General features: G+C 63.5%; 19 protein-coding genes and 1 tRNA gene. 10 read left to right on the plus strand and 10 right to left on the minus strand.

The window, feature by feature from the left end; translation table 11 throughout:
- Positions 1-51: 51 nt before the first annotated feature.
- Positions 52-1,122, minus strand: coding sequence for a Gfo/Idh/MocA family protein (locus M0209_RS07265; protein WP_258889589.1), 1,071 nt, complete (start codon positions 1,120-1,122; stop codon positions 52-54).
- 142 nt (positions 1,123-1,264) lie between these two features.
- Between M0209_RS07265 and M0209_RS07270 the strand changes: the two genes are divergently transcribed.
- From M0209_RS07270 to M0209_RS07295, 6 genes are all read left to right on the plus strand, one after another.
- Positions 1,265-2,269, plus strand: coding sequence for a LacI family DNA-binding transcriptional regulator (locus tag M0209_RS07270; RefSeq protein WP_258887618.1), 1,005 nt, complete (start codon positions 1,265-1,267; stop codon positions 2,267-2,269).
- A gap of 59 nt (positions 2,270-2,328) precedes the next feature.
- Positions 2,329-3,243 (plus strand): aldo/keto reductase family oxidoreductase, encoded by a 915-nt coding sequence (locus M0209_RS07275; protein WP_258887619.1) that lies wholly within the window; start codon positions 2,329-2,331, stop codon positions 3,241-3,243.
- Positions 3,240-4,304, plus strand: a complete 1,065-nt coding sequence (locus M0209_RS07280; protein ID WP_258887620.1) for an LLM class flavin-dependent oxidoreductase — start codon at positions 3,240-3,242, stop codon at positions 4,302-4,304. The genes M0209_RS07275 and M0209_RS07280 overlap by 4 nt, the downstream gene beginning before the upstream one ends.
- An 11-nt stretch (positions 4,305-4,315) precedes the next feature.
- Positions 4,316-4,585, plus strand: a complete 270-nt coding sequence (locus M0209_RS07285) for a hypothetical protein (protein WP_258887621.1) — start codon at positions 4,316-4,318, stop codon at positions 4,583-4,585.
- 141 nt (positions 4,586-4,726) lie between these two features.
- The gene (locus tag M0209_RS07290; protein ID WP_258887622.1) at positions 4,727-6,460 is read left to right on the plus strand and encodes a DUF1800 family protein; all 1,734 of its coding nucleotides are present in this window, start codon (positions 4,727-4,729) and stop codon (positions 6,458-6,460) included.
- A 13-nt stretch (positions 6,461-6,473) separates the two neighbouring features.
- Positions 6,474-7,844, plus strand: coding sequence for a DUF1501 domain-containing protein (locus M0209_RS07295; protein WP_258887623.1), 1,371 nt, complete (start codon positions 6,474-6,476; stop codon positions 7,842-7,844).
- Positions 7,845-8,066: 222 nt separating this feature from the next.
- On the opposite strand, the gene M0209_RS07300 is transcribed toward M0209_RS07295, so the two are convergent.
- The 8 genes from M0209_RS07300 to M0209_RS07335 form a co-directional block, all read right to left on the minus strand.
- Positions 8,067-8,141: transfer RNA gene (locus M0209_RS07300), tRNA-Val, on the minus strand.
- 116 nt (positions 8,142-8,257) lie between these two features.
- Positions 8,258-8,536, minus strand: coding sequence for an HU family DNA-binding protein (locus M0209_RS07305; RefSeq protein ID WP_258887624.1), 279 nt, complete (start codon positions 8,534-8,536; stop codon positions 8,258-8,260).
- Positions 8,537-8,687: 151 nt separating this feature from the next.
- Positions 8,688-11,084, minus strand: a complete 2,397-nt coding sequence (lon, locus tag M0209_RS07310; protein ID WP_258887625.1) for an endopeptidase La — start codon at positions 11,082-11,084, stop codon at positions 8,688-8,690.
- Positions 11,085-11,226: 142 nt separating this feature from the next.
- The gene (locus M0209_RS07315; protein ID WP_258887626.1) at positions 11,227-11,802 is read right to left on the minus strand and encodes a 2OG-Fe(II) oxygenase; all 576 of its coding nucleotides are present in this window, start codon (positions 11,800-11,802) and stop codon (positions 11,227-11,229) included.
- Between the two features lie 321 nt (positions 11,803-12,123).
- On the minus strand, positions 12,124-13,941 hold the full coding sequence (locus M0209_RS07320; protein ID WP_258887627.1) for a M2 family metallopeptidase: 1,818 nt from the start codon (positions 13,939-13,941) through the stop codon (positions 12,124-12,126).
- 56 nt (positions 13,942-13,997) lie between these two features.
- Positions 13,998-14,759, minus strand: a complete 762-nt coding sequence (locus M0209_RS07325) for an alpha/beta fold hydrolase (RefSeq protein ID WP_258887628.1) — start codon at positions 14,757-14,759, stop codon at positions 13,998-14,000.
- A gap of 219 nt (positions 14,760-14,978) precedes the next feature.
- Positions 14,979-17,234, minus strand: coding sequence for an EAL domain-containing protein (locus tag M0209_RS07330; RefSeq protein WP_258887629.1), 2,256 nt, complete (start codon positions 17,232-17,234; stop codon positions 14,979-14,981).
- A gap of 201 nt (positions 17,235-17,435) precedes the next feature.
- Entirely contained in the window at positions 17,436-18,887 is a 1,452-nt protein-coding gene (locus M0209_RS07335) for a coniferyl aldehyde dehydrogenase (RefSeq protein ID WP_258889590.1), read from the minus strand.
- 105 nt (positions 18,888-18,992) lie between these two features.
- Between M0209_RS07335 and zwf the strand changes: the two genes are divergently transcribed.
- Genes zwf through eda form a run of 4 tightly spaced genes read left to right on the plus strand, consistent with a single transcriptional unit; the run spans position 18,993 to position 23,876 of the window.
- Positions 18,993-20,495, plus strand: coding sequence for a glucose-6-phosphate dehydrogenase (gene zwf / locus M0209_RS07340; RefSeq protein ID WP_258887630.1), 1,503 nt, complete (start codon positions 18,993-18,995; stop codon positions 20,493-20,495).
- Positions 20,495-22,300, plus strand: coding sequence for a phosphogluconate dehydratase (gene edd, locus M0209_RS07345; protein ID WP_258887631.1), 1,806 nt, complete (start codon positions 20,495-20,497; stop codon positions 22,298-22,300). The genes zwf and edd overlap by 1 nt, the downstream gene beginning before the upstream one ends.
- Positions 22,297-23,268 carry a glucokinase gene (glk, locus tag M0209_RS07350; protein ID WP_258887632.1) on the plus strand — a complete coding sequence of 324 codons (972 nt, stop codon included), beginning with the start codon at positions 22,297-22,299 and terminating at the stop codon, positions 23,266-23,268. Before edd ends, glk begins: the two co-directional genes overlap by 4 nt.
- The gene (eda, locus tag M0209_RS07355; protein WP_258887633.1) at positions 23,265-23,876 is read left to right on the plus strand and encodes a bifunctional 4-hydroxy-2-oxoglutarate aldolase/2-dehydro-3-deoxy-phosphogluconate aldolase; all 612 of its coding nucleotides are present in this window, start codon (positions 23,265-23,267) and stop codon (positions 23,874-23,876) included. Before glk ends, eda begins: the two co-directional genes overlap by 4 nt.
- Here eda and M0209_RS07360 read toward each other — a convergent pair.
- A complete protein-coding gene (locus tag M0209_RS07360; RefSeq protein WP_258887634.1) occupies positions 23,866-24,600 on the minus strand; it encodes an A24 family peptidase in 735 nt (244 codons plus the stop codon). The genes eda and M0209_RS07360 overlap by 11 nt on opposite strands.

Genomic DNA, 24,600 nt, shown 5'->3' on the forward strand with positions numbered 1-24,600 from the left:
GGTCTTCCTTCCTGCGTGATGCGCGGCCTGTGGCCGTCGCCTTTTGTGTCGTTAGAAACCCAGTTCACTCATCTCGACAACGCGGTGTTCGCGCGCGCTGATTTCGGCGGCGGTACCGATGGCAACCGCCATCATCCCGTCGGTCGCGGTCACTTCTACCGGCGTTTCACCCTTCACCGCTGCACAGAATTTCTGATGCTGGTAAAAGGTCGCGCCATGGTGGTGCCCGGCATTCAGCGCATGGGCCTCGACCGCGACATGTTCGCGCGTCACCGCCTTGGGCTGATGGAAACCGGTGCGTGGGGAAAACACCAGGTCGCCGGTCGGAATCAGGCAGTCGAGCCGCGCCTTGTCGCCGACCGCAGTGATCTCTTCCTGGTTCTCCGCCCCTTCCGCAAACATCGACAGGTCGAGCATCGCGCGGACGCCATTGGCGAAGTCCACGGTCGTGTAGCTGTTGTCGATGATGTCGGGCGTGCGGCCGTCGTAGCGCTCGTCGAGATGGTTCACATCCATCGCGCCCGAACAATAGACGCGCACTGCCTCGGCACCCACGATCAAGCGCATCAGGTCGAAGAAATGGCAGCATTTTTCGACCATTGTGCCGCCGGTGTTGGCGCTGAAGCGGTTCCAGTCGCCGACCTTCGGCAGGAAGGGAAAACGGTGCTCGCGGATGCTCAGCATCTGCAACCTGCCGGTGCGTCCGTCATGCACCTGCCGCACGAACTCGGCGGCGGGCGGCATGAAGCGATACTCCATGGCGGTCCAGAAGATGCCCGGCGATTGAGCGGCACGCTCGACGATCCAGCGCGCGTCCTCGAGCGTCGTCGCGACCGGCTTTTCGCAAAGGATGTTCAACCCCGCATCAAGCAACGGCTCCAGCACGTCGCGGTGGGTGTAATTCGGGCTGGCCACGATGACCGCGTCGAGCTCTGCTTTCGCCAGTTCCATGCTGCTGCCGAAGACCTGCGGGTTAGCCTCGGCCCCCAGCGCGCCTTTTGCCCAGCCGAGCGACGTCCCCACTGGATCGGCGAGCGCGACGATCTCCGCACCCGGCGTAATCGCGACATTGTTGATGTGCTCGACGCCCATCATGCCGGTACCCACAAGGCCGTAGCGCAACGTCATCGTCTCTCCCGATCGCCATTTATGACAGCGATGTCTGAAAGCGCTCTTCGCACGGACGGATACGCTTCTGCAAGGCCCGAGATTCGTTGCATGGAGCGGTGTTGCGCGGTTACAACAATGCCGACAGGGGAAGCCGATGGCATCGCGCAACACGATCAACGACGTCGCGAAAGCAGCGGGCGTGTCGATCAAGACGGTCAGCCGTGTCCTTAACAAGGAACGCTATGTCCGCGCCGATACGCGCGCCAAGGTCGAGGCGGCGATGGCAGCACTGTCGTTTTCACCCAGCCTTGCCGCGCGGTCGCTGGCGGGGAAAAGGTCGCACCAGATTGCGCTGATCTATGACAACCATTCGCCCTATTACATCCATGCCGTGCAGGAGGGCGTGTGGGCGCGGTGCCGCGAGGCAGAGGTGCGGATGCTCGCGCAGCCGGCCGATGTCGCCTCGCCGACGATCGCGGCGGAGGTCGGCGGGCTGATCGACGAAACGCATGTCGACGGAATCATTCTGTCGTCGCCGGTCACCGACTGTCCGCAGGTGCTCGACGAACTCGAACGCCGCGGCATCCCGTTCGTCCGGATTTCGCCCGGCACCAACCACGCGCTGACCTCTTCGGTGTATATGGACGATGTGCAGGCGGCGGATGACATGACGACGCACCTGATCAACCTCGGTCACCGCGTCATCGGTTTCATCGTCGGCCACCCCAACCATATGGCGAGCGAGCAGCGCCTGTTCGGTTACCGCCGCGCGCTCGACCGCGCGGGCATCGCCTATGAGCCGGGGCTGGTCCACCCCGGCGAGTTCGACTTCGCGAGCGGCGTGGTCGCAGCACATTCACTGCTCAGCTACCCCCGCCGCCCGACCGCGATTTTCGCTTCGAACGACGACATGGCGGCAGGTGTGCTGACGGTGGCGCACAGCAAAGGATTGGCCCTGCCCGACGACCTGTCGGTGGCGGGTTTCGACGACACCCCCCTCGCACAACTCGTCTGGCCCCCGCTGACGACAATCCGCCAACCGACCCGCGATCTGGCGCACGCGGCAGCCTCATTGCTGTTCGAAAAGCTCGACGGGGTCGAACACCGGCGGTTGCAGCACGAACTGGTTGTGCGAGGGAGCACTGCGCGGGTGGCTTGACCCCGCCCCCCTCTCCGCGCCTATAAGACATCGCTGTCATACCGGAGCGCGTACAGAATATGTCCACCCTGCCCCCTGTTCCCGCGACACGCCTGCTCGGCAAGAGCGGCATTGTCGTGTCGTCGATGGCCTGGGGCATGTGGCGCTTTGCCGGGCGCAGCGTTGCCGAGGCGCGGACACTGGTCGAGGCGGCGCTCGACAGCGGCATTACACTGCTCGACACCGCCGACATCTACGGCTTCGACGGCAAGGGCGGGTTCGGCAATGCCGAGGCGCTGCTCGGGCAAGTGTTCGCCGAGGCCCCTGCCCTGCGCGACCGGATGGTGCTGGCGACCAAGGGCGGGATCATGCCGCCGCTGCCCTATGATAGTTCGCCCGCCTATCTCGACACCGCGCTCGACGCCTCGCTCAAGCGTATGGGCGTACACCGCGTCGACCTCTACCAGATCCACCGGCCCGACATCCTGACCCATCCGCACGAGATCGCGAAGTTTGCGGAGAAAGCCTATGCGCTCGGCAAGATCGGCGCGTTCGGCGTGTCGAACATGACGGTAGCGCAGACCGCGGCGCTGCTGGCGTTCATGCCGCGCGATTTGCCGCTGTCGACGATCCAGCCCGAACTATCGCCGCTGTGCCTCGATGCCATCACCGATGGGACACTCGACCTCGCGCTCCAGCACAATCTCGCCCCGATGGCTTGGTCGCCGTTGGGCGGCGGGCGCATCGCGAGTCCGACCGACGCCCGCGCGACAGCCGTTGCCGCTGCGCTCGACGCCGTCGCACAGACGCACGGCGTATCGCGCACGGCAGCAACCTATAGCTGGATCATGGCGCATCCTGCGCGCCCCATTCCCATTGTCGGGTCGCAGCAAGTCGACCGCATCCGCGAGGCAGCGGACGCGTACAAGGTCACCTGGACGCGTGAGGACTGGTACAAGGTACTGGTCGCGTCGCGCGGGGAGAAATTGCCATGACGTCACCGGTGGAAGTCAGCTGGTTCTCGGCACTGTGCGACGACGATTACGAATTTCTGGGGCAACCAGACCCTGCGCTGGCTTCGAGCTGGGAGCATTGCCGCAATATCGTGTTGACCGCCGAAAAAGGCGGGTTCGACAACATCCTGTTGCCGAGCGGTTACCAGCTCGGGCTCGACACGACTGCGTTCGCCGCAGCGATTGCTGCACTGACGAGCCGCATCCGCCTGCTGATGGCGGTCCGCATCGGCGAGAGCTGGCCGCCGCAATTGGCACGCCAGATCGCAACGCTCGACCGCATTACGGGCGGGCGGATGACGATCAATATCATCTCGTCCGACCTGCCCGGCGAAAAGCTGGCGAGCGCGCCGCGTTACGCCCGCACGCTCGAGGTCATGCAGATCCTGAAGGCGCTGCTCAACGGCGAGCACCTGGTCCATCACGGCGAACACTATGATATCGAGATCGATCCGCCCCGCATGACGACGGTCGGCGGCAAATGCCCGCCGCTGTATTTCGGCGGCCTGTCGGAGGATGCGCGCGAAGCTGCCGCGCAGGGGTGCGACGTCTATCTGATGTGGCCCGACACCATGCCCGCCGTCCGCGAGATTATCAGCGACATGCGCGCCCGTGCTGCGCGGCATGGCCGGACGCTCAAATTCGGCTACCGCGCCCACGTCATCGTCCGCGAGACCGAGAGCGAAGCGCGCGCCTATGCGTCACGGCTGCTGTCGAAGCTCGATGCCGATACCGGCGACGCGATCCGCGCCAAATCGCTCGATTCGACCAGCGTCGGCGTTCAACGCCAGGCAGAATTGCGCGCATCGGCGGGCGACGAGGGTTTCGTCGAGGACAATCTGTGGACCGGCATCGGTCGTGCGCGTTCGGGTTGCGGTGCCGCCATTGTCGGCGATCCCGGTCAGGTGTTGGCGAAACTGCGCGCCTATCAGGCCGAGGGGATCGAAGCGTTCATCCTGTCAGGCTATCCACACGCCGCAGAAGCAGACCTGTTCAGCCGACATGTGCTGCCGCATCTCGACCATGGCCCGTTGATGCTGTAAACGATTGCCGCATGAGACCCGCCGCCGCGCTCGCCCTGCCCGCTTTGTTGCTGGGCGGCTGCGTTTCGACGGTGGCGTCGGTGGTCACGGCACCGGTGCGCGTCGCCGCAAAAGGTGTCGACTGGGCAACCACCAGCCAGTCCGAGGCCGACCGCAATCGCGGTCGCAAACTCCGCAAAGCCGAAGAAAAGGCGCGCAAAGAATGCCGCCGCGACTATGACAACGGTTACGACCGCGACGAATGCGTCCGCGCAAGGATGCGCGACGAAGGATTATATTGACGGCAGCGAAGGGTTTTCACGAACCGTGCGTTGTCAGGTGCAACAAGTTGTTAAGGAACGACGGGCAGAGTTCCGCCGGTCGTGATGCAAGCGGACAGAGATCCGCCGTTATGGACTCGATCGCCAAAACAGGGGGTGGCCGTGCACGACGACGCCGAATTCCGGACCGATACCGATACGCTCTTCGCGCCTGCCCTTCCCGACGGCGCGCCGGACGAAATCGCCGTGCCGAAATCGCTGACGGGGATCGTCACAGCGACCCTTCCGGCGCTTGCGCTGGCGGCATGCGGCGGTGACGGCGGCAGCGCGCCAACGTCGGTAACCCCGACCCCGACGCCCACCCCCACGGTGGTCGCCCCGACCAAGACGCAGGCGTCACGCTTCCTCGGCCAGACGACGATGGGGGTGGCGAGCGCCGACGTCGATAAGGTCGTCGCGCAAGGCTATGATGCCTGGATCGCCGAGCAGTTCGCAACGCCGCGCGCGACGACTTTCTGGGACTGGCTGGTGGCGGGCGGCTATAATGCGGCGGCGAATATCAACGGACAGGCCGGCTTCGATCCGGCAGTCTGGAAACAGCTGATCTCGGGGCAGGACCAGCTGCGCCAACGTACGGGGATGGCGCTGCTCAACATGCTGGTCGTCGGCATCGACGGGTTGAACACCAACTGGAAAGCGTTCGCCCAGGCAGGTTACATGGATGTCCTGTGGGACAATGCTTTCGGCAATTACCGCGACATCATGGACAAGATTTCGCTGAACGCGGCGATGGGGTACTGGCTGACCTATATCGGCAACCGCAAGGCCAACACGACCACCGGTGCGCAGCCCGACGAGAATTACGCGCGCGAACTAATGCAGCTTTTCACCATCGGCCTGTACAAGCTGAACGCCGACGGGACGCAGCAGCTGACGGGCGGCAATCCGGTCGAAACCTATACGCAGGACGACGTGCAACAGCTTGCCCGCGTTTTCACCGGCTTCACGCTCGACTCGACAGATTCGACGACGCCCGACCGGCTGCGGCGTCCGCTCATCAATGTAGCGGCTAACTACGAAACCGGGGCCAAGGCTTTTCTCGGGGCGACGATCCCGGCCGGAACGACAGCTTTCGAAAGCCTGCGCCTCGCGCTCGATGCGATTTTCGCGCACACCAATGTTCCTCCGTTCGTGTCGAAGCAGCTGATCCAGCGCTTTGTCACGAGCAACCCGTCCGCCGCCTATGTCGGGCGCGTTTCGGCGGTGTTTACGAACAACGGCAGCGGCGTGCGCGGCGACATGAAAGCGGTGATCCGGGCGATCCTGACCGACACTGAGGCACGCAGCGACACCAACCTCACCAATGCCAATTTCGGCCATCTGCGCGAGCCGGTCATGCGCCTGACGAACTGGGCGCGCGCGTTCGGGGTGACGTCGGCGTCGGACGCCTGGGCGATCGGCAACACCAGCTCCTCGCTCAATCGCCTTGCAGAATCGCCGGGCCACAGTCCCAGCGTCTTCAACTTTTTCAGGCCCGGTTATGCGCCGCCGAATACGGCCATCGCAACGGCCGGGCTGGTCGCACCGGAAATGCAGATCACCAACGAACCCAGCGTCATCGCCTATGTCAATTACATGCAGACGCTGATCCAGTCGGGCACCGGCGACGTCCGCGCCGATTATACCGCGATCCTGACCAAGGCCACCGATACCAACGCCCTGGTCGATGAGGTCAACCTGCTCGTCGCCAACGGCCAGCTCGGGTCGGCAACGGTATCGGCGATCCAGACCGCCGTCGCCAGCATCGGCACGACAACGGCGGCGCTGCTCAATAACCGAGTATACACCGCCATCCTGCTGACGATGGCATCGCCCGACTATCTGGCGCAGAAATAAGGAGGACGGACAGATGTTCGAAGATCAATCGCGTCGCGCCTTCCTGCAACGCTCCAGCTCGCTCGGTATCGTGGGTGCCGCCAGTCCGTTCGTGATGAATCTCGCGGCGATCGGTGAGGCGGCAGCCTCGGTCAATACCGACTACAAGGCACTGGTGTGCATATTCCTGTTCGGCGGGAACGACTGGGCCAACACCCTGCCCCCCTATGACCAGGCAAGCTACAACGCCTATCAGGCGCAGCGCAGCGCGCTCGCTTACCTTCGCACCGACCTTGCGCCGACCCTGCTCAATCCGACGACGGCGCTGCCCGGCGGACGCCAATTCGCGCTGTCGCCGTCGCTCGCCCCTCTGCTGCCCGTGTTCGATGCGGGAAAAATGGCCCCGGTGCTCAACGTCGGCACCTTGATGCAGCCGACGACCAAGGCCCAGTACACCGCGAAATCGGTGCCGCTGCCGCCGAAACTGTTTTCGCACAACGACCAGCAGTCGTTCTGGCAGGCGAGCAATCCCGAAGGCGCGAATTCGGGCTGGGGCGGTCGCATCGGCGACCTGATGCAGGCCGGGAACGGCAATGCGACGCTGACCTGCATCAATGCGAGCGGCAATGCCGTATTCCTGACCGGACGACAGGCCGTGCAATATTCCGTCGGCACCAGCGGGCCCATTGCGCTGAGCGCGCGCACCACGCTCTACGGATCGACGGCGGCCAGTACGGCACTCCAGAATCTGATGGGCGGAACAAATGCCGGCCTGCTGGCGAACGAGCATGCCAAAGTCAGCAAGCGGTCGCTCGATGCCTATGCCCAGGTCTCGACAGCGCTTACCGCAGCCCCCGTACTGACGACCGCATTCCCGACGAGTTCGCTGGGTCAGCAGCTGAAGGTGGTGGCGAACATGATCTCGATGTCGAGCCAGCTCGGCGCGCGGCGGCAGGTATTTTTCGTCTCGACCGGCGGCTTCGATCTGCACGACAATCTCGTCGCCCTGCATCCCGGGCTGCTCAACGGCGTCGCGACCGCCGCGCGCGCGTTCTACGATGCGACGGTGGAACTCGGCATTTCGGACAAGGTCACTGCGTTCACCGGCTCCGATTTCGGGCGGACTTTGCTCGCCAACACCGACGGCTCGGATCACGGTTGGGGATCGATGCACTTCGTCATGGGCGGCGCTGTGAAGGGCAAGCAACTCTACGGCACCGCCCCCGAATACGGCAACAATACCCCGAGCGACGTCGGCCAGGGGAGGCTCCTGCCGACCACCTCGGTCGATCAATATGCATCGACCTTGGCCAGCTGGTTCGGGGTTGCGAATTCGGACATGACGACGGTGTTGCCCAATATGGGGAATTACAACGCGTCGACGTGGAATTTGGGCTTCGTTTGAGGCGTAGCGCGGGGCAAGATTAGCGGCGCTAATCGCCCCTCTTGCAAGCCCGGACGGCCTTCGCGCAGCCGAAGGACCGACGACGCGGCTTTGCCGCGGCACGCAATTTTTGGCGAGAGGCGGCGTCGCGGCCAAGCCGCGCCGTCAGTCGAAACTTCGTTTCGCTGGCCGCGCTTGCGCGTGGGCAAATTAGCTCCGCTAATTTGTGCCCGCGCGGCGCGGTGGTGGGCGCGACAGGGATTGAACCTGTGACCCCTCCCGTGTGAAGGGAGTGCTCTACCGCTGAGCTACGCGCCCGGTCCCGACCGGTCATGAGACCCGGAGCCGAGCGGCGCTGATAGCGTTGCCGGTCGGCGGGTCAATGGGAATATGTGCGGGTGCCGCCTGACCGGCGGGCCGACACGACGCCATCCTCAACGTCCGGTACAGGCGTCCTTCAGGCCCTTGCCCGATTTGAACTTCGGCTGGACCGACGCCTTGATTTCCATCGGCTCGCCGGTGCGTGGATTGCGGCCCGTCGACGCCTTGCGCTTGGAGACCGTAAACGTGCCGAAACCGACCAGACGGACTTCGCCGCCTTTTTTCAGCGTTGCGGTGATCGTGTCGAACACCGCCTCGACGGCCTTGACGGCATCGCCCTTCGACAGGCCCGCGACGTCCGCAACATGACCGATCAGCTCCTGTTTATTCATGCCCTGTGAACCCCTGTTCTATGTCAATGCACCCCTACGGAATCGGGCGCGAAGGCGCGACATAACGCCGACTCGCGCCGACCTGTCAAAGCAAAAACGTCACAAAGGATGGAATAACCGGTTAGCGAACGCAGACAGTGTTTTGCAGCGGTCAGTGGCGGACCGCCTCCTCGCCGACCACAGCTGCAATCGGCGGCTGCGCGGCGAGTTCGTCGGCCTCTGTCCACTCGATCGCGATCAGCGGCTCGGTGAGCGCCAGCGCCAGTACTTCGTCGACATGGCGCACCGGCACGATCTTCAGCCCGTCGCGAATGTTCGCGGGGATTTCGGCCAGATCCTTCTCGTTCTCCTGCGGGATCAGCACCGTCGTGATGCCCCCGCGCAACGCCGCGAGCAGCTTTTCCTTCAGCCCCCCGATGGGGAGCACCCTGCCCCGCAACGTCACTTCGCCGGTCATCGCAACATCGCGGCGCACCGGCGTGCCGGTCAGGGTCGAAACCATGGCGGTGACCATGCCGACGCCCGCCGACGGGCCATCCTTCGGCACAGCCCCTTCGGGCAAATGGATGTGCAAATCCTTGCGCGCAAACAGGCTGGGCTTGATGCCATAGGAGGGCGCGCGTGCCTTCACATAGCTCAGCGCAGTCTGGATCGATTCACCCATGACGTCGCCGAGCTTGCCGGTCGAACGCACCGCGCCCTTGCCTTGCACCGTCACCGCTTCGATCGTCAGCAACTCGCCGCCGACTTCGGTCCAGGCGAGACCAGTGACCGCGCCGATCTGGTTTTCCTCTTCGCCAAGACCGTGCGTAAACTTCCGCACGCCCGCGAACTCGTGAAGGTTGTCGGCCGTTATCGTGACGCCCGTCACCTTCTTTTCGAGTATCTGGCGCAGCACCTTGCGCGCCAGCTTGGCGATCTCGCGCTCTAGCGTGCGGACGCCGGCTTCACGGGTGTAGTGCTGGATCAGCGAGCGCAGGCCTTCATCGGTCAGAACGAATTCCTTGCCCTTCAACCCGTGCGCCTCGATCTGCTTTTCGATCAGATGGCGCTTGGCAATCTCGACCTTCTCGTCCTCGGTATATCCTTCGAGCCGGATAATCTCCATGCGGTCGAGCAGCGGCTGCGGCAGGTTAAGCGTGTTCGCGGTCGTCACGAACATCACGTCGGACAGGTCGATATCGATCTCGAGATAATGGTCGTTGAACTTGCCGTTCTGTTCGGGGTCGAGCACTTCCAACAGCGCCGACGCCGGGTCGCCCCGGAAATCCTGGCCCAGCTTGTCGATCTCGTCGAGCAGGAAAAGCGGATTGCTGGCCCCGGCCTTTTTCAGGTTGGTGACGATCTTTCCCGGCAGCGAGCCGATATAGGTGCGCCGATGCCCGCGAATTTCTGCTTCATCGCGCACACCGCCCAGCGACTGGCGGATGAACTCGCGCCCCGTCGCCTTGGCGATGCTCTTGCCCAGCGACGTCTTGCCCACACCCGGCGGGCCGACTAGGCACAGGATCGGACCCTTCAACTTGTTGGTCCGCGCCTGCACCGCGAGATATTCGACGATGCGGTCTTTGACCTTGTCGAGCGCATAATGGTCGTCATCGAGCACCGCCTGTGCCGCGACCAGATCCTTTTTCACCTTGGATTTCTTGCCCCAGGGCAGCCCCAGCAGCACGTCGAGATAATTGCGGACAACGGTCGCTTCGGCCGACATCGGTGCCATCGTCTTGAGCTTTTTGAGCTCGGCCGTTGCCTTGATCCGCGCTTCCTTCGACAGTTTCAGCTTGGCAATCTTTTGCGTCAGCTCGACAATCTCGTTGCCATCGCCTTCCTCGCCGTCGTTGCCCAGCTCGCGCTGGATCGCCTTCAACTGCTCGTTGAGGTAGTATTCGCGCTGAGTCTTTTCCATCTGGCGCTTCACGCGGCCACGGATCTTCTTTTCGACCTGAAGCACGCCAAGCTCGCCTTCCATGAAGGCGAACACCATCTCGAGCCGCTTGGCGGGATCGGCCTCGGCAAGCAGCGCCTGCTTGTCGGCAACCTTGACCGAGATATTCGCCGCGACCGCATCGGCAAGCCGCCCGGGTTCCTCGAAATCGGCAAGCTGCACGGCGGTTTCGGCCGGCAGTTTCTTGTTGAGTTTGGCGTAATTGTCGAACTGGTCGACGACCGAGCGCATCAGCGCGGTAACCTCGTCACCTTCGGCGTCGAGATCTGCAACTTCGGCAATCGTTGCGCTGAGATGCCCGTCGGTGCCCATCAGTTCGACCAGCTTCGCGCGCCGCTTACCCTCGACCAGCACGCGCACGGTGCCGTCGGGCAGTTTCAGCAGCTGCACAACGCTCGCGACCACACCCAGATCGTACAGATCGTCGCGGTCGGGATCGTCCTCGGCCGGGTCGAGTTGAGCGACAAGAAAAATCTCCTTGTCGGCTGCCATCGCTGCTTCGAGCGCCGAGACGGACTTGTCGCGACCGACGAACAGAGGGACGATCATCTGCGGGAACACGACGATGTCGCGCAGCGGGAGGACGGGAAAGGTTTCGCTCATGCGCCGGTATATGGGGAAGCGATGCGAGGGGCGCAATGCGGGGGTAAGGTGGTCGTCGGGAGGGATTGGAATCCAAGACGTTTTCGCGCTCTGGCGATGTCCAAAATTGAGCGCAAGGCTGTCACCGCGCTCAGGTGTGCGTTCAGTTGGCCGTCGCTGGATCGAGCTTGATCGCGAAACTGTATCGCGGCGCAAAACAGATGCGCGAAGGCGGGCGACCGGCATGCGGAATCGCGCCGTCGAACAGAACGAGCCGCCCGGGCCTGGGACTCACGCAGAACATCGCGTCGCCCGAGGCGTCGAAGAACATGGTCTCGCCGCCCCATTCGGGCTCCCAGTGGTTCGACAGAAACCAGAGCGCGGTGAGCCCGCGCCGATCGGGCGGGCAATCGACATGCGTATAGAGCATGTCGCCGTACGCAGCGTAGTTCGTATAGGCGCGATACGGCCGGTAAGCCTCGCCCGGCCGCGCATGAGCGACCGCGCGCTCGGTGGCGGGCCATAGCGGCAACCGGACCGCGTTCGCGAGAGGCATCTCGCTGGCCCAATGTTTGTAGTCGACGGTTTCGGGCTTCGCGAACTCGGTGCGTGTGAACGACGCGCGTCCGAGTGCTTCGGCGTAGCTGCCGAGGTCTGCGTCCGCGATCAGTCCGTCGAACACGAAGACGTCGCGGCCTTCGACCTGGGCGTGCCGCGTTGGCGAAATTTCAGTACCCACAGCTGGCACGTGCGAGGGCGTTGCTCGGCAGACTTGCAAGCAGCCCGGACGACGTGCGCAAAACAAAAAGCCGTGAAGTCAAAACGAGAGCCCCCTCCCTGTTGGACACCGCCCAAAGCACGCGTCGCTCCGATTGCAAACCTCACGAGCGACGAGAGACACTGACGTGCGGACCCAACCCGGACATGATTGGCATGTCCGCAATTGGGCCGCAAGCCGCCCGTGGCATCTCGCCGCCGCAGAGCCGCGCCGCCGGTCCTCGCCCTTCGGTAAGCTCAGGGCGAGGCCGTAAATAGCGCCGCTATTTACGGCCGCCTCTGCCTACCAGCTGCAATTGCGTCCCTTGTTCTGCGTTTGCAGCCAGGTCATCAGCGGCTTGAAGTACGCAATCATCGACTTGCCGCTCATTTCGCGGCTGCCGGTGAAGGCTTGCAGCGCGTCGGGCCACGGCTTCGATGCGCCCATTTCAAGCATCGCGTTGAACCGCTTGCCGACTTCCTTGTTGCCGTAAAACGAACAGCGATGCAGCGGTCCCTTCCACCCGGCCTGCTTGCACGCCGCCTCGTAGAACTGGAACTGCAGCAAGCGGGCGAGGAAATAGCGGGTGTAAGGCGTGTTACCTGGGATGTGGTATTTGGCCCCGGGGTCGAAGTTCGCCTCGGTCCGCTCGACCGGTGGTACGATGCCCTGATATTGGCGGCGCAGATCGGTCCACGCCTTGTTGTAACTGGCCGGCGCGATCTGGCCCGAGAACACACCCCAGCGCCATTTGTCGACGAGCAAGCCGAACGGCAGGAACGCGACCTTGTCCATCGCCTGTTTGAGCAGCAGCCCGATATCCTTGTCGGGCGCGGGCACCTTGGCGGCGTCGAGCAGCCCGATCTGGACGAGATATTGCGGGGTGATCGACAGCGCGATGGTGTCGCCGATTGCCTCGTGGAATCCGTCGTTCGCCCCGTTGAGATACAGGTAGGGCTGCTTGTTATAGGCGCGCTGGTAGTAATTGTGGCCGAGTTCGTGGTGGATGGTCACAAAATCATCGCCATTGACCTTGATGCACATCTTGATGCGGAGGTCGTCCTTGCTGTCGATGTCCCAGGCGCTGGCGTGGCAGACGACCTCGCGGTCGCGGGGCTTCACGAACTGCGAGCGTTCCCAGAAGGTCGCGGGGAGCGGCGCGAAGCCGAGCGACGAGTAGAAACCCTCCCCGGTCCTGACCATCTTGAGATGGTCGTACCCCTTGGCGACGAGCAGATCCCCGGTATCGAAGCCGAGATCGCCCGCACCCTTCGGCGCGACGACGTCATAGATATTGCCCCATTCCTGCGCCCACATATTGCCGAGCAGGTCGGCGCGGATCGGCCCGGTTTTCGCCTGTACGCGGTCGCCGTATTTCTCGTTGAGCTTGGCGCGCGTGTAGCAATGGAGCTGGTCGTAGAGCGGCTTGACCTCTGCCCATAGCTTGTCGGTCAGCGTCGCGAATTGCTCGGGGGTCATGTCGTACCCGGAACGCCACATCGCGCCGACGTCGGCGTAGCCGAGCTCCTTGGCCCCCTGATTGGCGATCTCGACCATGCGGGCATAGTCGTTCTTCATCGGCGCCCCGACATTGGTGTGCCAGCTGACCCACATTTCCTTGAGTTCGTCGGGGTTGCGATCGGTGCCCATTGCGGCTTCGATGTCCGACCCGTTGACGGGCTGGCCCCTCAGCGTCCCCTTCCCCTTGCCGTAAGTCGAGTTGAGCCGCGTCGCGATGGTGTTGAGCTCGGTTGCCGCGCCAGGAATCGAGGGTGCGGGCAGGACGAGGCCGTTGCGGAGCATGTCGAGCTTGCGCTTCGTATCGTAGGATAGCCCCTGCACCGCGTTGAACCGCGCAGCACCCTTGGCGTATTTCACACCCAGTTCGGTGCCCTCCGCGCCGACACGTGCGTTCAGCGCGTCGGTATCGTCGGTGATATAGGTGTTGTTGACCCAAGCAACCTGGCTGCCGAATACGCTATAATCGAAATATTCCTTTTCGGCAGCGGCAACGAAGGCATCTGCCTCGGCGACGGTCGGGGTGGCGGCGGGTGCCGCATTTTGCGCAACGGCGGGCGTCGCGATGGCCAGCGCCAACGCGGAGACGAAAATCGGTTTCACGTAAGTCCTCCGGCAAACTTGTTATGCGCGCAGCTTGGGCGCGCGCCGGAGCGGAATCAAGCGGTCAGAAAATCGGCGATCGCCTGCCCCAGTTCGGGTTTGGTGACGGCGCTCATATGCCCGCCGGGCGTACGGACGACGGTCGTATCGGTCAGCAGCGCAGCCAGAGCCTCGACCGACCCATTATCGCTGTCATCCTCGCCCGACAGGACCAAGGTCGGGACCGAAATTTTTGCAATCGATTCCGCTGAAGTGTCAACAAATGTGTCAAGCAGCAGCCGAAGTGCACCCGAATCACCCCGAGTCGTCTTGAGGAACGAATCGGCATTCCATTCGGGTGTGAACTTCTCGAACGTGCCCCGGTTATCGAGAATATGCTTGAAATGATCGGTGCGCGGAGAGGTGTCGGTGAGCCCCGAAAGGCCCATACCGGACACCACCAGACGGCGCGGCGCAGCCCCCCGCACCACCATCCGCACGACCGTTCGCCCGCCCAGCGAATAGCCGCCCAAGTCATAGTCGATGAGGCCAAGATGCGCGACCAACGCCAAGCCATCATCGGTCAATACATCGACCGGATAGGCTGCAGGATCATGCGATTTCGTGCTCGATCCATGCCCACGCAGGTCAGGCAGAATTACCCTAAATCCGTTGTTTACCAACAGCTTGGCTTGGCCGTAGCGGATCCAGTTGGTCTGCGCGTCGGAGAACAGGCCGTGCAGCAGAACGACCGGTCGCCCCTGCCCTGCTTCGTGGAAAACCAGCTCGGCCCCGTCGGGCGCGGCGAATCGGCGGAGTGTGAAATCGGACGCAGTCATGGACGCCAGATACAGAAAAGGCCCCGGGTTACCGAGGCCTTTTCCTTAATCCCGGTTAGTTGCGGCCACCAGCGTTACCGTCTCCGAAGAGCCAGTCCCAGAACCCGCGCGCCGGGCGATTAACCTTACGCATTTTGGACCCCTAGTCTTACGGCTCGCACATGCGTCCGCAGGGCTTGGTTACCAAAAAGTTAAATGCTTATCAAGTTGTTAAGGAATTCATGCTGCGCGGCGCGACCGAACCTCTGCAGCGAGCGCCAAAAAAGCTGCAAAGGTTTGCGGTCGACCGATGTGAAATCCCTGCCCCTGGTCGCATCCCATGGCGGTAAGCTGGCGCAGCGTCGCCGCATCCTCGATGCCCTCGGCAACGACGCGGTGATCAAGTCCCTTCGCCATCTTGATGATCGAGCCGACAATGATCGAATCGGCTGTACGGACGGCTAGCGACTTGACGAACGTCTGGTCGATTTTGACTTCGGTCGCCGGTATGCGTTGCAGCGTTTCGAGCGTCGAGAAGCCCGTTCCGAAATCGTCGATCGAGATACCGAACCCCGCCTCGGCAAAGGCATTGAGGTTGGTCATCACGATATGCTCGTCCACCGAAAGGAAGACCGATTCGGTGATTTCGACGGTGAACCGCGACGGATCGAGCCGCGCGCGTTCGAGTAGCTGCCTGACATATTGCGCGAAGCCGGGTTGGCGCAGTACAGGCACCGAAAGATTGACCGCGACCGAGAGCTTCGACTCCGCAGGCAGCGATGCCAGGTCGGCCACCGCCCGTTCGAGGACGAAGCGCGTGATCGTTTCGATGCGGTGGTCGCGTTCGGCGGCCGGAATGAACTCGATGGGCGGAATCGCGCCGCGCACGGGATGCGACCAGCGCACCAGCGCCTCGGCTCCTACAATGTCCCCAGTACGCAGATCCAGCTTGGGCTGATAGGCAAGCCAGAACTCTCCCCCGTCAATGCCACGGTCGATCTCGCTGCCGATCGAAAGGTGCCAGGCCGCATCCTCGTTGCCCACATCGTCATAGAATTTCCAGCGCAAGCCCTTTTGCCGGGCAGATTCCGCACTCATCAGTGCGGCACCGATGCGGCTAGACATCGCTCGCGATGGCTGATCATCGACGCCGAAAGTAATCGAGATATCGACTTGCCGTTCACCGATCCGGATCGGCTGGGAAAACAGCGCATGCAGGCCGTCGAGATGTTCGGACAGCAACGCACGATCCGTGATCGGCGACAACAGGTAGTAGACGCCTTCGTCGCCCTGAAAGACCTCAGTTGTCGTATCGCCGACTTTCAAACGCCCGACGATTTCTGCCGCGATCAGCGGCTCGACATCCTTTGCAAAGCTCGCAACGATTGCGGCATGATTGTCGATGCGAGCGGCGATCAGCGCTTGAGGGCGCTTTAGTTTGACCTCCCTCAAAGCGACCAGGTTGGGGAGGCCGGAAGGCTCGTGCGTCCGGCTCTTGCGGCGACCGAACGTCAGACGAGCATGTTGAACAGCTACGATTGCAAACAGCAGCAACCCGGGAGCGATGTCGACGGCAACCAGTCTCCCGTCTAGAATTAAGGGCACGAGGGTAAACCCCGCGAGCGTCGTACCCAGTGTAATGCCTGTCGTAACAACGCGTGTAGTCGATAGGAGGCCCACGGAACACAACACAGCCATAATCGCCGCCGGGAGCCATCCAAGATCGATCGGCGTGCCGGTCTTGAGCGTCTGCGCGCCGATAGCGTGTGCAAATACACCTTGCGCTCGGCCCTGACCCGGGAGGTAGTGTGTATCCTGAAAAGATGGCTCGCCAAGCCCTACAAGAACGTCACGTCCGGCCAATTGGCTCGCAGGGACGCGGCCGCGTACGATATCTGAGTAGGAATAGACGGGAAACGTCTCGTATCGAATGGCAAAATCGGGACGAAAGAGCCGTGCGTCCGGCTTTCGCTTGCCGGACAGGGCCACGGAAATCCCCGGATAACGACCCGGGGACAGCGGACTTTCGGTATAAAGGCGAGACAGCTGGCCTATAGGATTGGTTCGAAAGACGAACGTCGCGATCTCGACGTGCGGCACATAAGTAGGTGAAGGTTGAAAGGTAGAGGTGGTGGCACCCTTTTCGAAGGTCAACATGCCCGAACCAAAATAAACATCGCCGCGAAACCGGTCGAGTGTGCGAATGAGTTCGGCGTCATTGCGAGAAGTGTCGGTGTCGGAAAACGACAGATCGAAGACGATCTTCTTTGCACCCGCTTCCTTGAGACGTTCGATCATTGTTGCATCGACGGTGCGGGGCCAAGGAAATTTCCCCCCCAGCTCGCCGACGCTCTTTTGATCAATTGAGATCACTACGATCGACCCGTCGGCCTTTACGTAACGAGCAGCGTAACGAATGTTCCGCGCGAAATCGTCGAGCGGATCGAGAAACCCCGTCACCCCACACAGCACCGCCACCAGCAGTGCATAGGTCATGATCCGTGCGCGCGGCGCGGCCCTGAACCGGCGCCACAGGGCACGGAGCGAAAAGCGCTTCACCGCGCGGTCGCCGCAGGCGGCTTCGGGCAATCGGGTCGGGTCATCGACAGACGGGCTTTCCTATGCCCGAGCGCACTAACCCGCAGGTTGCGAAAAAATGGTTAGCGAAACGTCGATTTTGTTTGGTCCGGTGACCAATTATGGATTCATCTCGCGCGCCACGGTCCTGCGTGTCGCCTTGCCATAGGGCGGTTTGAGCCCGGCAAGTTTTGCGACGTCGATTTTGGGCTGGCGGTAGATGCTCTTGGCATGACTGAACGTCTTGAACCCGTCATGCCCATGGTAGCTGCCCATGCCCGACGGTCCGACCCCGCCGAACGGCAGGTCTTCCATGCTGACATGGAAGATCACGTCGTTGACGGTGACACCGCCCGAAATCGTGCGTTCGAGCACGCGGGCCTCTTCGCCGCTGTCTTTCCCGAAATAATAGAGCCCGAGCGGGCGGTCGTGCGCGTTGACATAGGCGACTGCCGCATCGGTGCTGGCGACACCCTTGATCGGCAGCACCGGCCCGAAGATTTCCTCCTGCATCACTTTCATGTCGTCGGTGGGGTTGCGGACCAGATAGAGCGGCATCTTGTTGCCGTTCGACGCGGCGAAATCCTCGTTCGCCGGATTGACCTCGATCACCTCGCCGCCCTTGGCGCGGGCATCGTCGAGATAGCCGCGCAGCCGGTCGCGGTGGCGCGCGTTCACGACCGAGGTGTAGTCGTCGTTATCGAGCAACGTCGGGTACATCATCGACACGGCTTTGGTCAGCTCGCCGACGAGCTCCGCCTCGCGGTCTTGCGGCACCAGCAGATAATCGGGGGCAAGGCAGATCTGCCCCGCATTCATCATCTTGCCGATGGCGATGCGTTCGGCCGCCTGCTTCATGTCCGCCGATTTGCCGATAATGACCGGCGACTTGCCGCCGAGTTCGAGCGTCACCGGCGTCAGATTGTCGGCAGCGGCGTGGAGGATGTGCCGCCCCACGCCCGTCGCCCCGGTGAAGATCAGATGATCGAAGGGCAGTTTCGCAAAGGCCTGCCCGACGTCCGGCCCGCCACTGAAGAACGCCAGCTCGTTCTCGGCAAAAAACTTCGCACCGACTTCCTCGAACAGCGCCGCTGTCACCGGCGTAAATTCAGACGACTTGACCATCGCGCGGTTGCCCGCCGCAAAAATGCCCGCGAGCGGGGCCATCGTCAGCTGTACCGGAAAATTCCACGGCGAGATGACGCCGATCACGCCCTTCGGCTGGTACTCGACCCGCGCACTCGCCCCGAGCAGGCCGAGCGGAAACTGCACGCTGCGGCGTTCGGCGCGCATCCATTTATCAAGGTTCTTCAGTGCCTGTTTCGCGGGCGTGATCGACGCGGCAATATCGGTCAGCATCGACTGGTCGTGGCTGCGGTGGCCGAAGTCCTCCGACATCGCCCTAGCAAAATCGTCGCCATGCGCCTGCATCATCGATATGCAGCGTTTCAGCCGGTCGCGGCGCACATCGGCGGAGACGGGCAATTCGGCATCGAAGGCTGCGCGCTGCGCCGCGCGCACCGATGCGAGGCGCGCCAGCGTCGCGGCCTCGCCCGACAAGCCTGTATCCATATCGGCCACGTCGCTCTCCTACTATTATTCGATGAATACGAATGTGCTCTTTCGTCGCAATTCGCAACCGGTTCCCGCCGCCTTGCGGAACGGTTCGCGTGCGCTATGGGAACTGTAAGGGAAATCGGGAGTTTTGAGTTGCTGCAATCGTTTGCGACAATCGTCATTTTCGGGGCAACCGGCGATCTGGCGCAGCGGATGCTGTTTCCCTCGCTGTACAATCTCGACGCCGACGGGTTGCTGGGTACCGAAGTGCGTATCCACGGCGCGGCACGATCGAAGCTCGATGACGCGGCATTCCGCGATCAGGTGGCGGCAGCGCTCGACAGCCATTTGCCTGAGGGGCAGCTCGACGCCACGGTGAAAGCGCGCTTCCTCGACCGGCTCGGCTATTGCACGGTCGATGTCGATACGCCCGCCGATTTCGAGTGTCTCGCCGCCAAAATCGGCCCTGCCAAAGGGGCCGGAGTCGCCTTCTACCTCTCCACCCCGCCGTCGCTGTTCGCCCCGGTCGTTGCTGGTTTGAAGGCCGTCGGACTGACCGGTCCTGCAACCCGCGTCGCCATGGAAAAGCCCATCGGCCACGATCTGCCCTCCTCGCGCGAGGTCAATGCGGCGGTGGCGCACGGGTTCGACGAAGATCAGGTGTTCCGCGTCGATCATTATCTTGGCAAGGAGACGGTGCAGAACCTGCTCGTCCTGCGCTTCGGCAATATGTTGTTCGAGCCGCTGTGGAATTCGCAGGGTATCGAACACGTCCAGATTACGGTTGCCGAAACCGTGGGTCTCGAAGGCCGCGTCTCTTACTACGACGGCGTTGGCTCGCTCAGCGACATGGTGCAGAATCACATGCTGCAATTGCTGGCGCTGGTGGCGATGGAGCCGCCTGCTAGCTATACCGCCACCGCCGTCCGTGACGAAAAAGTGAAGGTCCTACGGTCGCTGCGACCGCTCGACGCGGCGACTGCAAACACCCACAGCGTCAAGGGTCAGTACCGCTCGGGTGCAGTCGATGGAAAGCCCGTCGCGGGCTATGCCGACGAACTCGGCAAAGCGTCGGACACCGAGACCTTCGTCGCGGTCAAGGCGCATCTCGACAACTGGCGGTGGAAAGGCGTTCCCTTCTATCTCCGCACCGGCAAGCGCCTGCCGATGCGGCATTCCGAAATCCTGATCCAGTTCAAACCCGTCCCGCATTCGATCTTCAGCGGACGCGGGCCGGGGCTGGAGGCGAACTGCCTGCTGATCCGTTTGCAGCCGAACGAGGGCATGTCCCTGTCGATCATGACCAAGGAGCCAGGCCTCGACCGGGGCGGGGTCGCCTTGCGCGAGGTCGAGCTCGACGTGTCGCTGACCGCGGCTTTTGCCGGACAGCGGCGACGCATCGCCTACGAACGGCTGCTGCTCGACCTGATGGAGGGCGACACCACCCTGTTCGTGCGTGCCGACGAGATCGAGGCGGCTTGGACCTGGGTCGATTCGATCCATGACGCGTGGACGTCGGCGGGGGTCATCGTGAAGCCCTATACGGCGGGCACTTGGGGGCCGTCGGCGTCGATGGGTATGATCGAACGCGACGGCGCAAGCTGGCACGAGGGCGCGCAGTGATGCATCCCGTGCTTGAGGCGGTCACCGCGCGCATCGTCGAGCGGTCGGCACAGACGCGGGCCGCCTATCTCGACCTGATCGAACGGCAGCGCGACAGCGGGACCAACCGCCACAACCTTGCTTGCGGCAATCTCGCCCACGGCTTTGCCGCATCGGGCGAGGACAAGGACACGATCAAGCGCGGCAAGGCGATGAACATCGGCATCGTCACCGCGTTCAACGACATGCTGTCGGCGCACCAGCCGTACGGGCGCTATCCGGAAGCGATCAAGCTCTACGCCCGCGAAGTCGGCGCGACGGCGCAGGTCGCAGGCGGTGTTCCCGCGATGTGCGACGGCGTGACGCAGGGACAGGCGGGCATGGACCTGTCGCTGTTCAGCCGCGACGTGATCGCTTTGTCGACGGCGGTCGCGCTCAGCCATGCGATGTTCGAAGGCGCACTGCTTCTCGGCATTTGCGACAAGATCGTGCCCGGCCTGCTGATCGGTGCGCTGCGCTTCGGCCATCTGCCGATGATCTTCGTGCCTGCAGGCCCGATGCCCTCGGGTCTCGCCAACAAGGAAAAGGTGCGCGTCCGGCAGCTGTTCGCGGAAGGGAAAATCGGCACGGCCGAACTGCTCGAAGCCGAAAGTGCGAGTTACCACGACGCAGGCACCTGCACCTTCTATGGGACCGCAAATTCGAACCAGATGATGATGGAGGTCATGGGCCTCCACATGCCCGCTGCTGCCTTCGTCAATCCGGGCACGAAGCTCCGCAGCGAACTCACCCGCGCCGCGACCCACCGCGTCGCCGATATCGGCTGGGACAGCGATGATTACCGCCCCCTCGGGCGGGTCGTCGACGAGAAAGCCATCGTCAACGCCATCGTCGGCCTGCTCGCCACCGGCGGATCGACCAACCACGCCATCCATCTGCCCGCGATGGCGCGTGCGGCGGGGATCGTGATCGACTGGCAAGATTTCGACGAATTGTCCGCCGCCGTGCCGCTGATCGCGCGCGTTTACCCGAACGGGTCGGGCGATGTGAACGATTTCCACCAAGCGGGCGGCATGGGTTATGTTATCGGCGAGCTGATCGGTGCGGGACTGCTGCACGATGACGTCATGACGGTCGCGCGCGGCTCGCTGGCCGATTACGCGGTCGAACCGGTGCTGGTGGACGAGGCGCTGATGTGGACGCCCGCCCCCGCATCGCCCCGCGATCCGGCGATGTTGTCGCCGGTTGCCGATCCCTTCCTGCCCGATGGCGGGATGCGGCTGTTGCAGGGCAATCTCGGTCGCGCCGTCATCAAGACCAGTGCGGTCCAGCCCGAACGCTGGACCATCGAGGCACCGTGTGCGGTGTTCGACCGGCAGGACGATGTGCTGCGCGCGTTCAAGGCGGGCGAACTCGACCGCGATGTCGTCGTCGTGGTGCGTTTCCAAGGGCCGCACGCCAACGGCATGCCCGAACTGCACAAGCTGACGCCGGCGTTGGGGGTGCTTCAGGACAAGGGGTATCGCGTCGCCCTCGTCACCGACGGCCGTATGTCGGGCGCGAGCGGCAAGGTGCCCGCCGCGATCCATGTCACCCAAGAGGCTGCGCTCGGCGGTGCACTCGCCAAGCTGGTCGATGGCGATGTGGTGCGCGTCTGTGCGGTGACGGGCGCGCTCTCGACGACGGCAGACCTGTCGTCACGCCAGCCCGCGCCGACCCCGCCCGCCGCCGACGGCACGGGCCGCGAGTTGTTCGCCTTCATGCGCCACGGTGCCGACGATGCCGAGCGCGGCGCGTCGGCCATGCTGGCGGGTGCTGGGCTGTGACACAGGTTGTCGCCGTCGATATCGGCGGGACGCACGCCCGCTTTGCGCTCGCCGAAGTCGCGGGCGGTCGCGTTCAGGCGCTCGGTGAACCCGTCACGCTCAAGACCGCCGAGCACGCCAGTTTTCAAACTGCCTGGGAAGCCTTCGCGGCGGGGCAGCCTGCTCCCCTGCCCCGCGCGGCTGCCATTGCCATCGCCTGCCCGATCAAGGGCGAGGTGCTGCAACTCACCAACAACCCATGGATCATCCGCCCTTCGCTGATCCCCGAAAAGCTCGGCGTCGACGCGCATGTGCTGGTCAACGATTTCGAAGCTGTCGGCCATGCCGTGGCACAGGTCGGCGCCGACGATTTGCATCATATTTGCGGCCCCGACGTTGCCCTGCCCGACCGTGGGATCGTCAGCATCGTGGGGCCGGGGACGGGGCTCGGCGTCGGCCAGTTGTTCCGTGACGGCGCGGCCTATCACGTCATTGCCTGCGAAGGCGGGCATGTCGATTTCGCGCCGCTCGACGCCATCGAGGATGCGGTGCTCGCCGATCTCCGCAAGACCTTCAGGCGGGTGTCGGTCGAGCGCGTGGTGTCGGGGCCGGGGCTTGCCGCGATCCATGCGGTGCTCGCCCGACTCGAGGGTCGCGCCATTCCCGAACGCGACGACAAGCAACTCTGGCAAGCCGCGCTCGACGGCAGCGAGAGCCTCGCCGCCGCCGCGCTCGACCGTTTCTGCCTCACCCTCGGCGCAGTTGCGGGCGATTGCGCGCTCATCAACGGTCCGACGGCGGTCGTCATCGCGGGAGGTGTCGGGCTGCGCCTGAAGGACCATCTGCCGCGTTCGGGCTTTGCCGAACGCTTCGCCGCCAAGGGCCGGTTCGAAACGCTGATGCGTTCGGTGCCCGTGAAACTCATTACCCATCCGCAGCCCGGCCTGTTGGGTGCCGCCGCCGCCTTTGCCCGGGAGCACACGTCATGAATATCGAAGCGATCATGCGGACCGCACCGGTCATTCCAGTGCTGGTGATCGACGACATCGCGCACGCCGCGCCGATTGCCGAGGCCTTGGTGGCAGGCGGCTTGCGGGTACTCGAAGTGACTCTGCGAACCCCCGTCGCGCTCGATGTGATCGCGGAGATGGCCAAGGTTGACGGCGCTATCGTCGGCGCGGGCACAGTTCTCAACGCTGCCGATTTGGATGCGTCGCTGAATGCGGGCGCGAAATTCATCGTCAGCCCCGGTCTGACCGATCCGCTCGCCCGCGCGGCGATTGCCAGCGGCATTCCGTTCCTGCCCGGCACAGCCAACGCCAGCGACCTGATGCGAGGTCTCGATCTGGGGCTGAACCGGTTCAAGTTCTTTCCGGCGACCGCAAGCGGCGGCCTGCCTGCGCTCAAGGCGCTCGCGGCACCGTTCGGCAATGTGCGTTTTTGCCCGACGGGCGGAATTACCGAAGCGACCGCGCCCGAGTGGCTGGCCGAGGAAGCCGTGTTGTGCGTCGGGGGGAGCTGGATCGTACCCAAGGGCGCACCCGATACGGCAGAAATCCGGCGGCGAGCGGCGGCAGCAGCGGCGCTCAGCGCATAATCAGCCAAACCGGAAACGCCGCCACCGCCAGCAGCGTCCCGAACGGCAGGCGCGTCGTCGCACTCACTGCCCTTCCGCGCAGCATCATCGCGAGAACGGCAATCAGCCCTATCGCACTGGCACCCAAGAGGACGAACGGCAGCGGCTGCCAGCCGAGCCACAGCCCGACGGCGCCGAACAATTTCGGGTCGCCACCGCCAAGCCCTTCGCGACCGCGCAGCCGACGATAAAGCGTCGCGATAAGCCACAGGCTGACGAATGCCACCGCGCCGCCGATGACGCGGTCGGTAATTCCCGGCGGATCGACCACCCACGAGGACAGCACCGCCACCATGCCGAGCGCCGCCGTCAGCACATCGGGGAGCCAGAATTCACGAACATCTAGCGCCGCGAGCGCGACGAGCAGCCAGCCGATGAACATCGCAGTCGCTCCAGCCGCGTCGGGCGACACGGCAAGGGCAACGAACCCGACCGCTGTGCACAATCCCTCGACAATCGGATGTACCGGATCGATTGGATCACCACAGGTCCGGCACCGCCCCTTGGCCAGCGCGAACGACACCAGCGGTACCAGATCGCGTGCACCCAGCGGCACATGGCAGGAATCGCACATCGACCGTCCGCCAAGCCCCGCGCCCATCGGCCAGCGCACGACCAGCGTCGCCAGAAAACTTCCCGCAATCAGGCCCGCCCCTGCGCCAAGCGCGGGCCACAGCCAAATCAT

Origin of the sequence: Sphingomonas sp. SUN039 (assembly GCF_024758725.1) — a bacterium.
GTDB lineage: Bacteria > Pseudomonadota > Alphaproteobacteria > Sphingomonadales > Sphingomonadaceae > Sphingomonas_O.